General features: G+C 57.4%; 17 protein-coding genes. 13 read left to right on the top strand and 4 right to left on the bottom strand.

Annotation, left to right across the window (positions count from 1 at the left end; translation table 11 throughout):
* Positions 1–78 precede the first annotated feature (78 nt).
* The 4 genes from DNI29_RS01020 (at position 79) to DNI29_RS01005 (ending at position 2,602) form a co-directional block, all read left to right on the top strand.
* Positions 79–933: a pirin family protein gene (locus DNI29_RS01020; RefSeq protein WP_110976211.1), complete on the top strand. Its 855-nt coding sequence runs from the start codon at positions 79–81 to the stop codon at positions 931–933.
* 181 nt (positions 934–1,114) lie between these two features.
* Positions 1,115–1,564: an Rrf2 family transcriptional regulator gene (locus DNI29_RS01015; protein ID WP_110976210.1), complete on the top strand. Its 450-nt coding sequence runs from the start codon at positions 1,115–1,117 to the stop codon at positions 1,562–1,564.
* Between the two features lie 147 nt (positions 1,565–1,711).
* Positions 1,712–2,302, top strand: a complete 591-nt coding sequence (locus tag DNI29_RS01010) for an efflux RND transporter periplasmic adaptor subunit (protein ID WP_162303465.1) — start codon at positions 1,712–1,714, stop codon at positions 2,300–2,302.
* A 48-nt stretch (positions 2,303–2,350) separates the two neighbouring features.
* Complete coding sequence (locus DNI29_RS01005) at positions 2,351–2,602, top strand: phosphopantetheine-binding protein (RefSeq protein ID WP_110976208.1); 252 nt, start codon at positions 2,351–2,353, stop codon at positions 2,600–2,602.
* Between the two features lie 59 nt (positions 2,603–2,661).
* Here DNI29_RS01005 and DNI29_RS01000 read toward each other — a convergent pair whose 3' ends face one another.
* The gene (locus tag DNI29_RS01000) at positions 2,662–3,087 is read right to left on the bottom strand and encodes a hypothetical protein (protein ID WP_110976207.1); all 426 of its coding nucleotides are present in this window, start codon (positions 3,085–3,087) and stop codon (positions 2,662–2,664) included.
* Positions 3,088–3,198: 111 nt separating this feature from the next.
* Here DNI29_RS01000 and DNI29_RS00995 point away from each other — a divergent pair, with 111 nt between their 5' ends.
* From DNI29_RS00995 to DNI29_RS00985, 3 genes are all read left to right on the top strand, one after another.
* Positions 3,199–3,768 carry a GNAT family N-acetyltransferase gene (locus tag DNI29_RS00995; RefSeq protein WP_162303464.1) on the top strand — a complete coding sequence of 190 codons (570 nt, stop codon included), beginning with the start codon at positions 3,199–3,201 and terminating at the stop codon, positions 3,766–3,768.
* 90 nt (positions 3,769–3,858) lie between these two features.
* Positions 3,859–4,956, top strand: coding sequence for an acyltransferase family protein (locus tag DNI29_RS00990; protein ID WP_110976205.1), 1,098 nt, complete (start codon positions 3,859–3,861; stop codon positions 4,954–4,956).
* Between the two features lie 234 nt (positions 4,957–5,190).
* A complete protein-coding gene (locus DNI29_RS00985; protein ID WP_110976204.1) occupies positions 5,191–5,574 on the top strand; it encodes an Hsp20/alpha crystallin family protein in 384 nt (127 codons plus the stop codon).
* A 97-nt stretch (positions 5,575–5,671) separates the two neighbouring features.
* Here the strand turns inward: DNI29_RS00985 and DNI29_RS00980 are convergent, their stop codons facing one another.
* Positions 5,672–5,995 carry a hypothetical protein gene (locus tag DNI29_RS00980; RefSeq protein WP_110976203.1) on the bottom strand — a complete coding sequence of 108 codons (324 nt, stop codon included), beginning with the start codon at positions 5,993–5,995 and terminating at the stop codon, positions 5,672–5,674.
* Positions 5,996–6,052: 57 nt separating this feature from the next.
* Positions 6,053–6,328, bottom strand: a complete 276-nt coding sequence (locus DNI29_RS00975; RefSeq protein WP_110976202.1) for a VF530 family protein — start codon at positions 6,326–6,328, stop codon at positions 6,053–6,055.
* A 124-nt stretch (positions 6,329–6,452) separates the two neighbouring features.
* Here DNI29_RS00975 and DNI29_RS00970 point away from each other — a divergent pair, with 124 nt between their 5' ends.
* From DNI29_RS00970 to DNI29_RS00960, 3 genes are read left to right on the top strand one after another with little or no spacing between them, the layout of a single operon-like run.
* Positions 6,453–7,277, top strand: coding sequence for a glycoside hydrolase family 25 protein (locus DNI29_RS00970; RefSeq protein ID WP_110976201.1), 825 nt, complete (start codon positions 6,453–6,455; stop codon positions 7,275–7,277).
* A gap of 13 nt (positions 7,278–7,290) precedes the next feature.
* Complete coding sequence (locus DNI29_RS00965) at positions 7,291–7,683, top strand: septal ring lytic transglycosylase RlpA family protein (RefSeq protein WP_110976200.1); 393 nt, start codon at positions 7,291–7,293, stop codon at positions 7,681–7,683.
* A gap of 28 nt (positions 7,684–7,711) precedes the next feature.
* Entirely contained in the window at positions 7,712–7,915 is a 204-nt protein-coding gene (locus DNI29_RS00960) for a hypothetical protein (RefSeq protein ID WP_110976199.1), read from the top strand.
* 75 nt (positions 7,916–7,990) lie between these two features.
* Here DNI29_RS00960 and DNI29_RS00955 read toward each other — a convergent pair whose 3' ends face one another.
* On the bottom strand, positions 7,991–8,410 hold the full coding sequence (locus DNI29_RS00955; protein ID WP_123823020.1) for a DUF6799 domain-containing protein: 420 nt from the start codon (positions 8,408–8,410) through the stop codon (positions 7,991–7,993).
* A gap of 177 nt (positions 8,411–8,587) precedes the next feature.
* On the opposite strand from DNI29_RS00955, the gene DNI29_RS00950 reads away from it, so the two are divergent.
* The 3 genes from DNI29_RS00950 to DNI29_RS25220 all read left to right on the top strand — a co-directional run bounded on the left by DNI29_RS00950 (position 8,588) and on the right by DNI29_RS25220 (position 11,664).
* Complete coding sequence (locus DNI29_RS00950; protein ID WP_110976197.1) at positions 8,588–9,523, top strand: DnaJ C-terminal domain-containing protein; 936 nt, start codon at positions 8,588–8,590, stop codon at positions 9,521–9,523.
* A 48-nt stretch (positions 9,524–9,571) separates the two neighbouring features.
* Complete coding sequence (locus DNI29_RS00945; RefSeq protein ID WP_110976196.1) at positions 9,572–9,904, top strand: hypothetical protein; 333 nt, start codon at positions 9,572–9,574, stop codon at positions 9,902–9,904.
* Positions 9,905–10,080: 176 nt separating this feature from the next.
* On the top strand, positions 10,081–11,664 hold the full coding sequence (locus tag DNI29_RS25220; RefSeq protein WP_110976195.1) for an OmpA family protein: 1,584 nt from the start codon (positions 10,081–10,083) through the stop codon (positions 11,662–11,664).
* The last annotated feature ends 184 nt before the right edge of the window (positions 11,665–11,848 follow it).

The raw sequence follows: 11,848 nt of genomic DNA, 5'->3' as shown, positions 1-11,848 counted from the left end.
GCCGGCAATTGGTATGCATCTGGCGCTGGCGGCAAGCTGCCCGGCGCTTTCCCCTGTCTTCCCCCGCTGCCTACCCCCATGCGCACCATCAAAGTCCAGCACCGCGCCCAGAATGCACCTATTGCCGACTTGGTAACCTACCGGGCCCTGCCTACCAACTCGGTAGAACACCTCGACCCGTTTCTGTTCCTGAATCACCATGGGCCGCAGGTGTACCAACCTAATAACCAGGGCCTCCCCTTCGGCCCTCACCCTCACCGCGGCTTCGAAACGGTAACGTTTATCCTAGACGGCGACATCATGCACCAGGATACGGGCGGGCACCAAAGCATTATCGGGCCGGGCGGCATTCAGTGGATGACGGCAGGTAGGGGCCTGATTCACGCCGAGGTTTCCTCGCCGGAGTTTAAGCGCACGGGCGGCCCGCTGGAAATTCTGCAGTTGTGGGTAAACCTGCCGGCCAAGGATAAGATGGTAGAGCCGCGCTACCTTGGGCTGCAGGAGCCGGAGATTCCTACGGTGGCGCTGGATGAAGGCCGGGTTACCATTCATGCCATATCGGGCAGTTGGGCTGGTACGGCCGGGGCTGTTACGCCCCTGGCCGATATTCAGTTGGCCACTATCAACTTCCGGGCTGGTGGCAAGCTTGAGTTGACCATTCCTGCTGAGCGCACCATTTTCTTTTACACCGTACGAGGCCGCCTGCGCGTGAACGGCCAGGACACGGAAGCCCGCAAGCTGGTGGAATTCAACTACGACGGCGACGAACTGCACATCGAAGCCTTGGAAGACGCTGTGTTGTTGCTGGGCCACGCCAAGCCTTTCCAGGAGCCCGTTGTTTCCTACGGCCCTTTCGTGATGAACACCGAGCAGGAAATCCGCCAAGCCTATCAGGATTACCAGGCCGGGAAATTTGGGCGTTGGGAAGAATAAAAATGTGCTGCCCGGTAAGGTAATCAAGCCGATGAAACGTCTACTACAGAGGACCACTCTTAGGTAGTTCCGCTTACTATATGACCTACACCTTTACTTCTTACAGCTGGAAACCGGAGAAAAGATTGTGCACAATCTTTCTACCTCTTACATTTGTAACCAAATCTGTTACTAATTCCTCATGAACACTCGCTTTGCCGTCGCGACGCACATTCTGGCCTATTTGGCGCATGCCCAGGGCCAGCCGGTGTCGTCGGAGGTGCTGGCTAGTAGTGCGGGCACCCACCCGGTAGTAGTTCGTCGCCTGATGAGCAATCTTCGTGAGGCCGGCCTGGTGCAAAGCCAGCGCGGCGCCGGCGGCGGCACCGTACTGGCCCGCCCCCCTGCCGACATTACCCTTCTGGAAGTGTTTCGGGCTATGCGGGAGTCGGACCCCGATATTTTTCAAGTAGGCAGCACCAATCCCAACACTCAGTGCGACCTGGGCGGGGTGATGCAGGCCACGCTGGAAGATATGTTCGGGCCGGCTATTGAGGCCATGCGGGCGGCTTTGGCCAGCATCACGGTGGCTCAGGTAATGCAGGAGCTGGCCAAGCGCCTGCCCGGTGCCTGTCCGGGCGCTGTCGGCTAACGGCTTTTTTTATTTCTCAGGAAATGTAACCAAATCGGTTACTATCTGTCTTTCACTGCTTTCCGTGCAGCCTTCGGGCTGGCGGCCACTTTTGCCGGATGCTGGTAACGCAGCATTCGGGTTGCCGGGCAAGCCGGTATGCATCTCATGAAAAAGCTACTTGGCGTGGGGCTGGTGCTCCTCGTCGCTCTAGGAAGCTTCTTGCTTCCTCTCTGGCTTACCCCGACCGATGAGTCGGGCGTAACTATGCCTATTGTTCCTACCGCACACTTCACCCCAAACGCTACGCCTCCTACTGCTACCCCCACCGACAAGGGACAGGCCGTCCGGACGGAATATGCAGGACGGGTTTGGGAGGTGTATTTCCACGAAGGCCAACGCGTAAGCAAAGGCCAATTGCTGATGAAGTTGGTTGAAAAACTACCCAGTGTAACGCAGCAGCAACTTAAGGCCCGTTTAAGCCAGCAGCAACGCGCTTACGACGCCCTACTGGCTACCCACCCAGCGGCCGACAACCCTGCCCTAGCCACCGCTCGTGAGCAGCTAGAAAACACCCGTCAGCAACTGGCCCGCGCCGTGCCCATGCTCAGCTTCGTGTTTGTAACGGCCCCGGCCAACGGCATTATTACTGCCAAGCACGTTGCTCTCGGCGACTACCTGGCTCCGCAGACTGCTGTTGCTCAGCTTTCTTCTCAGCTACTCTCCGATACCACCTTGCTGCTATCCAGCGTTGACTAGGCAGCCATTCATTTTCTCTTTTTCTCTTCCCTGTTACCGTACCACATTATGGAACAGCTCGTCCGCTATCAAGTAGAGCGCATGTTGCGCCGCAAACATCGGAACCCAGCCCTCACCCTTACCCCCGCTTCTCGCTTGCACGAAGACATCGGCCTCGACTCTATTGACATGGTAGAGCTGGTGATTAACCTGGAGCACCGGTTTCACATCGAAATTTCAGACCGGGAGCTGGAAGACCTCCGCACCGCTCAGGACGTCCTCAATTGCGTTGATGCCCATTTGGGAGAAATAGCGGAGTAAGTAGTCAGGCAGCCTGCCACTAAATGCTTTACACTGACTTCACCAGCAAGCTATTAGCTCTATGCCGTATGCCGACGCCGGGCCTGCTGCAGCCAGGCAATGGCCTCGCTTTCCTCAATGAACCGCTCTGAGTCAAAAGGCTTGTCTTCGAAGAAGCTGGCTGGTGGGAAAGCGGCATCGGCCTCAACGTCCCGCATAATCACGGGCGCGAGCAGATAGGCCAGATAAGTACGACCACCCAGGCGTGTATGCAGGGTAGGCAAGAAGGTTGAAATCATCCACTGGGCCCCTTCCCGGTCGGTGTTGAAGCGGCGGCGGGCATCTAGCAGCCACTGTCGGCAGCGGTGCTCAGCGGCCACTTCTAGCACGTACAGGTAGCCTTGGCACATTTCCGCCAGAGTTACTTTCCGCATCCACCGGATCAGCAGCACGTCCAGATCAGCGCGGTAGGCAATTTCTATAAACTCCGGAGCAGCTGGCAGCATTGTGGGGCAAAGCAGGAAAGAATGCAACCAAAGGTAGAGGTTCAAACCGGCATCCCCGAAGGCCTAGCTCCGTATTTTGCTACTTTCCCGACCAACCCCAGGTTCTTCTCTATGATTCCACTGATTGCCTATACCTCCCGCCTCACTCTGATAGCTGCTAGCCGGGCCCTGCTTACTGCTGAGCTTACAAAACCGCAGTATTTCCCCATGCTCTTAGGAGCTGCTCTACCCGCCCACTGGCCCCCAGGCGAGTACGATGAGGAAGCTATGCGTTACTTCCTGGAACAGTTGACAGTTGGCGGCCGACATGCGGCGGGCTGGTACGGCTGGTACGCCATTCTGCGGGCGGGTACCGATGCTCCCCAGAACACCCTCATTGGGGCTGGCGGTTTTCACGGTCCGCCCCATCAAGGCACCGCCGAAATTGGGTTTTCTATTTCCGATGACTGGCAGCGTCAAGGGCTGGGCACAGAGATGGTAGCCGGCCTTGTGCGCCACGCCGCCGATACGGAGTTGGTACAACTCCTCACAGCTCGCACCACCCTGGCTAATGTGGGTGCCCAGCGCATTTTGCAGCAGAACGGTTTCCATCTGGTGTCGGCTACCCCCGACGAAGAAGGCCGCCTGCACTTTGAGCGAGACATCATCGCCACCGACAAAACCAGTAAACCCGCCACCTAACGGGTAGCTTAGCTGCCACGCAATTATTTCGGGGCTGCTGGTTGGCATAGCCACGCGCGGTACTTTTGTGCTTCTCTTACCCTGCTGCGTATGCCTGAACCTGCCGGCTCCCCACTTGCTTACCGTCCTGAACTGAATGGGGTGCGGGCAGTAGCGGCATGGCTATTAGTAATACAGCACTGGACGGCATGGCCGATCATGGCGGGGGCGGGAAGTTCGCTGTTTTTTGTGCTGAGCGGCTACCTAATTTCCGGCATCATCTGGAAGCAGCAGGTTTACCCGGGGGCACCCGGAAAATGGAGGCAGCGCCTGGGCATCTTCTATTTGCGGCGGGCCCTCCGCATTTTTCCGCCTTACTATTGTGCGCTGGCACTAAGTGCCCTACTACCCCTAGCTACCATTCAAGAGTATCTGGTGTGGTTTCTATTGCCGGCAGCAAATCAGCTATTCTACCACTTGCAACGCTGGGGCGAAGGCCTCGGTCACCTCTGGACCCTGGCCGTCGATGAGCAGTTTTACCTGCTCTGGCCGGCTTTGTTAGGGGTAGTAGGAAGGCGCTGGCAATGGTTGCTCCTGATTGGGGTAGCCGGATTGGCGTTCCGGGTGGGTTGGAGCCTGCTCGTTACCTCCGGGTTTGTACTGGTCTTGCTACCCTCTTCGCTTGATTTATTTGCGGCCGGGACATTGCTGCGGCTTTTCGAGAAATCGGAGCGGCTGGCCCGGTGGGTACGGGGCCGTTACGCTTTGTTGGCTTGGGCCGTATGGTGGGCGCTATGGGCTTTGTTGCACCAGCACCGCGGCGGCGCTACGTGGCTTCTGGTGTTTCCAACGGTAGGAGCAGTAGCTTCTTTCCTGACGTTGGGCTGGCTATTGCACAAACCAGGCGCAGCCCGCCGGGTAGGGTTGCTGCACCCCGTACTACTTTGGTTAGGGAAGCGCAGCTTTGGCACCTACCTATATCACTTACTGCTGCCTGTATTTTGGCAACGGCTGGTATACAAGCTATGGCCGGCCAGCTCTGAGTGGCGCGAGATACTATTAGGCCCTATACCTACTGTGCTCGTGTTGGCACCATTGCTGATCCTACTTAGTGCAGCTTCCTGGCACTTCATAGAAGCTCCTCTGGACCGCTTCAAACGCCATTTGGTTTACTCCCCAGCTGTCAGCAAGGCTCCTGTTGGATCTTGAGTTGCCTCTCACTTGCACCATCAGCTAGCTCAGTCCCTGATTAAGGATGCTTCACTGCTTGGTTGACTGAATTTTAGCCTCAGCAAGATTTATTTCAGTCAAACTGGCATAAAACAAGACAAACACAGCCGTAATTCAAGCCATTTTGGCCGAAAATTAAGGTGTAGTGGCATTTGCTACGGCTGGTACAGGATTTGAAATAAGCCTTGTACATCGTAAGAAAGGAACCCTACCATGAACCTGATCAGCAAAGATTTTATCCGCAACATCGCCCCGCAACTTGACCTGCTCAACACTTTGGGTGGAGGCATTGCGCAGGCTACCATGCGGATTGATAAGCGGGAGAAAGGCGTGGTGGTCCGGGTGGCTGCCCCGTCGGTAAGCCCCCAGAACTTCCACGTAGTGCTCAACAATAATGTGCTGACGGTATTCGCCGAGTATCGCCATTCGGCTGAGGACAAACTGGCGGCTCCTCTGTTCAGCCGCACTCTGAACCTGCCCGCCAACCTCGACTTGAGCCGTATCGACGCCGTGTTCGAAGGCCAAGAGTTGCACGTCCGCATTCCCTACCGCGACATTACCACCGAGCCGCGCGAAATCACCATCAAGCAGCGCTAACCGACAGCAGCTGCCTATAACGCCGGGACCGACCGGTATCCTTCTATGGTTTCACCTGCCACTCCCACCTGGGTAGTGGCTTTTTTATGTCCTGTCCTCAGTCAAATAGAGGCCACAACAGCAGAAATCCTGTCAGGAGCGAGAGGTAGAACCAGCCCATGAGTTGGCCGCGGTGTCGGCGGGGTAGGCGGTTACTCAATATCAGCACGGCCGTTACTACCAGAGCCAAATACAGCAGCAGAAACACCACTGTCTTCACCCAATTGCTTACGATAGTGTTTTCGGGCTGCATTTGATTGCTCATACCCAGCCCCGAAGTAGCAAAACGCAACAGGTAGTACGCGCCTATCTCAAAGAGCACAAACAACCCCGCCCCGGTCAGGAAGGCCAACGGCCCTGATTTCTGCGATACGTCGGCCATAGAATAAGTAGTTGAGCAAGCGCAGTAAGTAAGCTGAATAATTGGGCGAATAATTACTTAGCTACTCTTCCGCAGTACTTCGGCCGTACGAGTGCGGATGTAGAGCTCTTCGACCTTGGCCCGTGCCCAGGGCGTGCGGCGCAGAAACGTGAGGCTGGATTTGATGCTGGGATTCACTGCAAAGCAATTGATACGGATGCGGCGGTCCAGCTCGGGCCAGCCGTAAGCCGCCACCAAATACTCTAGAATTTGTGCCAGCGTAACACCATGTAACTCACGGATCAGGTGGCCGGATTCGTCGCGGGCATCGGGGAGGTTGGGCAGATCGGGCATGAGGGCAGGTAACTTGTGTTGGTAAAAATGCGAAAAAGCCAGCGTCTTTTGGGTACATCGGCCGGGTGTGGGCACCACGCACCCTTGCCCGGGCGTTACCTTTGGCAACCTGCCACCACTTTTTATGACTGTTTCCCGCCGTTCTCGTTCCGGCTCCCGTTTGTTGTGGCGCCGGGCGCTTTTCTTGGCCGCGCTGGCTTTGTTGGTTGGTGGCCTAGCTTTTTACTGGCGCCACCAGCGGCAGTTGCACCGTTACATTCGCCGCACCTACGCCTCTCTCATCAGCCATCAGCTTACCGGCCGCGAGAAAACACCCCTACTGGCCGGCTACTCCGTTCACGGCATTGATGTATCGTCATACCAAGGCCGCATCGACTGGAAAGAGGTGGCCGAGCACCGGGTGCGCTTTGCTTTTATTAAGGCCACGGAAGGCGTAACCCTGCGCGACGCCCGCTTTAAGCGCAACTGGCAGGGAGCCCAGGCTGCCGGTATTTACCGCGGCGCCTACCACTACTTCCAGCCCAACTACGATGGGGCAAAGCAAGCTGACCTGTTTACCCGCACCGTGCCCTTGGCCCCCGGCGACCTTCCTCCCGTACTGGACGTAGAACACGCCGAGTTTCATGATGTGGCCCAGATGCGGCGCGGGGTGGCTATCTGGCTCCGGCTGGTGGAACGCCACTACGGCGTCCGGCCCATTCTCTATTCCAACTACAGCTTCTACAAACGCCACCTAGCCGGCCACTTCGATAAGTACCCGTTGTGGCTGGCCCACTACGAAGTGCCGCAGCCTTCCCTACCCCGTGAGAAGTGGATAATCTGGCAGCACTCCGATGAAGCCTACGTGCCCGGTATCCGGGGTACTGTTGACTTTAACGTATTTCAAGGCAACTTTCAGCGTTTGTTAGCCCTGCGCATTCCGCCGCGGGCTACCACTGCTCCCAACTAATTTGCCCGCTTTCATGCCTCTTTCCGCTCTGTTTTCCCGCTCTCAACTCTTCTGGCTCCTACCCCTTGCAGCGGCCGCAACCTCTTGTGCTGGTGGGCCCGGCGCTTACACCCAATCTGGCAAGGCCTCTTACTATGCCGATAAGTTTGAGGGCCGCAAAACAGCCAGCGGAACCGTATACCGGGCCGGCAAGCGCACCGCCGCGCACAATACGTTGCCCTTTGGCACCATCGTGCGGGTAACCAATCCACGCAACCACCGCTCCGTAAAGGTGAAAGTCACCGACCGGGGGCCGCACGCCAAGGGCCGCGTCATCGACCTTTCCCGTAAGGCGGCTCGTAAAATCGGTATCGTGGATGCCGGAGTTGCGCCCGTCGAGCTGAAAGTTGTTCGCAAAGCCCGCTAGCCCCTACCCCCTTCACTGCCGCCAACCTATGCGTATTCGTAAAAAAGTCCAGTGGATTATTCCGGTCGAGGCCGACCGTTTCGCTCAACTCGGAGCCTTTGTGAAAGCCGCCGAAACTCAAGGCTGGTCGGAAGCCGAAATTCAGTTTGTGATGGATGAGATTGTAGAAGCCCGCGACGAGGCCGAGGTAAACCTCATTTTCCAGGATTATACCCAGCCCATTCGGCGGTAACGCAAAGCGGGGCAGCCCGGCCTTTACTTGCCGCACTGCCCCGCCATCGGGATGTACTAAGCAGCCTGCAGGCCGCTAGTTCTTCTTTTTGGCTTTCATTTTCATCTTGCCGCCGTTTTTCGAGAGCTGCATCAGGCTGTCCTGCTCAGCTTTCATTGCCTTGGTGGTCAGCCGGCCGGTCAAGGACATATAATCGCCTTCTTGGAGGGTAGTGGTAGTGCCGTTGGCCATGGTTACAGTGCCATCGGCCATAATTTTAGTACCGTTTACGAGGGCTGTCTCAGTGGTCAGGGGTTCGGTATGGGCGTCGCGCGTTACCATCACCTTGCCTTCCTTCACCACAAATCCGTCCTTCATGGTTACGCCCGCAGGGGCGGCCGCTTTGGCGCGGGGCTGCACGGGGCGGCGGGGTGGCAGTTTGGTTTGAGCTTCGGCACTGAGGGTAGCGGCACCCGAAAAAAGCAAGGCCGCCAGTAGCATACGATAGACTTTCATAAAGGGGTAGAAGTAAGAGAAATGCAGGTGAAGTCATTTGGTTTTAATATACGGACTCTGCCCGGTATTTGGGTGTACCGCCCCGGTAACCCCGCCGGGTTTTGCTGCGTTTTACCAGATATCCTATAGCCTCGGCCGGTGCGTGCCGCGGGCTCTTTTTCCGTTTCCCCTCGCCCCGTGGATTACAAAGACTACTACCAGGTTCTGGGCCTTGAAAAAACGGCCACCAAAGACCAGATCAAGAAGGCCTACCGCAAGCTGGCCCGCCAGTATCACCCCGATGTGAACCCCAACGACGCGGAAGCCGAGCGCCGTTTTAAGGAAATCAACGAAGCACATGAAGTGCTCAGCGACGATGAGAAGCGTCAGAAGTACGATCAGTTGGGCGCCGACTGGCAGCGCTACCAGCAGGCCGGCGGCGGACGCGGAGGGCAAGGCGGCGGACGCGGAGGGCAAGGCGGAGGCGGCTTCGACTGGTCGCAGTACGCGCAGGGTGGTGGCTTCAGCAGCGGCACCGATGATCCGTTTGGGGGCGCGGGCTTCTCTGATTTCTTCAGTTCGATGTTTGGGGGCATGGGTGGGGGTAGCAGCACTCGTGCCCGCGCCGGCCAAGATTTCCAGACGGAGCTAGAGCTGACCTTAGAGGAAGCCTACCACGGCGGGCCTCGCACGCTCAACGTCAATGGCAAAAACCTGCGCATCACTATTCAGCCGGGGGTAGAAGACGGTCAGACCATCCGGCTGCGCGACCAGGGCGGACCCGGCCGCAACGGCGGCCCCAGCGGCTCGCTCTACATCACTTTCCGCATTCAGCCCGATGCCCGCTACTCCCGCACTGGCAACGACCTGACCATGGACGTGCCCGTAAGCATTTATCGAGCCTTGCTGGGCGGCGAGCAGGTAGTAGAAACCCTGTCGGGCCCAGTGAAAATTAACATTAAGCCCGAAACTCAGAACGGTACCAGGCTACGTCTGCGCGGCAAAGGCTTTCCGGTGTACCGGCAGCCCGGCCAGTTCGGCGACCTGTATCTGCGCCTGACCCTGACGCTGCCCCAGAATCTGTCGGAACAGGAGAGGACCCTGTTCCGGCAGCTAGCCGAGCTGCGCCCCTAATGCCGGAAGGTTAGCGCCTTCCTATCCCGAAACCGTCCTTCTCTTGCTATGGAAACGCATATTATCACCCTCACCTTCCGCCAGTGTGCTACCCAGTACGGCCTGAGCGAAGACGATGTGCGGGAGTTTGTGGACTTGGGCCTGCTCCATCCTGCCCCCGATGCCCCGGAGGTCCTGCACGAAGAGCCCGAGCACATTGCCCGCCTCGCCCGCCTGCACCAAGAGTTGGGTCTAAGCAAAGACAGCCTGGAGGTGGTAATGGCCTTGCGCCAACGCCTGGCACAGGCGCAGCTAGAATTGGCTCAACAGCGGGCCCGCGTGCGGCAACTGGAGTTGTTCCTGCGGGGCTCCAGCCCGTTGCTCGACATTGAAGCCCGGTAGATCCAAAAAAAGTTACACTACTGTTGAGCTTGGGCAGAACGTAGAAATACGGCGTTTTTGGCAGAATTTGAAGGCAACGTTGAACGAAGGCGGGCAACTTTTCCCATAAAGGCGGGTATAAAGTCCCAGTTTGGCCCCTGGTGCCACTCCCATCTGCCACCTTTTTTCACGTTTATATGCCTCCACGCATCCCCATCTCCAAGGTGCTTACGCTTGGGCTTTCGGCCTGGGCTTTGGCGCCACTGGCTTCGCACGCACAAACTGCCGACCGCAAAACGGCTATTGGCATCAATGTCAGTGCCATGCAGTACAAAGGCAACTTCGGCTCCGATTACTGGAACTGGAGCGAAAACAAGTACGCGCCCGGCATCACCATCAGCCAGTATCTGAGCAAAGGCCTTGACCTGCAGCTGAGTGGCAATTATGTGGAGTTCAAGAAGACTGCCCCCGCAGGTGCTCCTTACTTCGGGAGCAACTTCGCTACCAACGTGGTGAATGTGAACCTGGGTCTGAAATTCAAGCTGCTCAAAGAAGAGTCGTTCCTGCGCCCCTACCTGCTGGCTGCTCCGGGCTGGACCTACACCAGCCGTGAAGGCACCCTATTCCGCAACAACAGAACCGAAAATATTGCCAAGGATCAGAGCTACTTCGACCTGTTTGGGGCCGCTGGTCTTGACTTCCGCCTGGGCGAAGCCGTGCACTTGTTTGTCCAAACCGGCCAGCACATTCCGCTTAATGCCAACATTGATGGCGACCCTGCCCACGACGACAATGCGTGGGACGACAAGTTCCTGCAGCACACGGTGGGCCTGAACGTAGCGCTGGGTAAGGTAAAAGACGAAGACAACGACGGCGTACCCGACCGCAAGGACAAGTGCCCTGGCACGCCGGCTGGCGTAGCTGTGGATGCTAATGGCTGCCCCCTCGATGGTGACGGCGACGGTGTTCCGGATTACCAGGACAAGTGCCCCACCGAGAAAGGCCTGGCCGCGCTGGAAGGCTGCCCCGACCGGGACGGTGACGGTGTACGCGACGGCGACGATAAGTGCCCCGATACTCCTGGCAAAGCCGAACTGCAAGGCTGCCCTGATTCAGATAATGACGGAGTAATCGACCAGAACGATAAGTGCCCTGATACCCCCGGCGGCGTGAAAGTTGATGCCAACGGCTGCCCCATCGACTCTGATGGCGACGGTGTGCCTGATTACCAGGACCGCTGCCCGCAACGCCCAGGTCCGGCCTCAAACAAAGGCTGCCCTGAAATGAAGGTAGAGGAGAAGAAGCGCCTGCAGGAAGCCACCAAGTACATCCAGTTCGAGTTCAACAAGGCTACCTTGAAGCCGATTTCGTTCCCGACCCTCGACGGTCTGGTGCAAATCCTGAATGACTACCCGGATTACTTCCTCGGTATCTCGGCTCACGCCGATAACGTGGGCAACGACGACTACAACCTGCGTCTCTCGGATGAGCGTGCTGCTTCGGCTCGTGCTTACATGCTGCGCAAAGGCATTCCCGAGAACCGCATCGTGTCGCACGGCTACGGTGAAAGCAAGCCGATTGCTCCGAACACTACAGAAGCTGGTCGCGCCCTCAACCGCCGCGTAGAGTTTGATGTGTACCTGCCCGGTGACCCGAACCCTGCCGAAACCAAGTACGGCCCAGCTCCGGAAATTCCGGCTGCTCCGGTGAAAGCCGCCGCGCCAGCTAAAAAGGCTCCGGCTAAAAAAGCCCCAGTCCGTAAGGCTGCTCCGCGCAAGTAGTAACTTTCGGTTACAGATAACAAAAAGGGCCCGCTCAGTTGAGCGGGCCCTTTTTGTTATTGATCGGAGCACATTTCAAACCGAGTTCTTCATGCAGACGCCCCACAGAAGCTTATGTGCCAAGGTTACTATACTACCCCTAACCTTCGAGCTAAAGCATCAGACATACTTTGGATGACGGCTT

This window comes from Hymenobacter sediminis (assembly GCF_003231285.1).
GTDB classification, from domain to species: Bacteria; Bacteroidota; Bacteroidia; order Cytophagales; family Hymenobacteraceae; genus Hymenobacter; species Hymenobacter sediminis.
The sequence above is the reverse complement of the archived record's forward strand: the minus strand, read 5'-3'. Positions and strand labels throughout refer to the sequence as shown.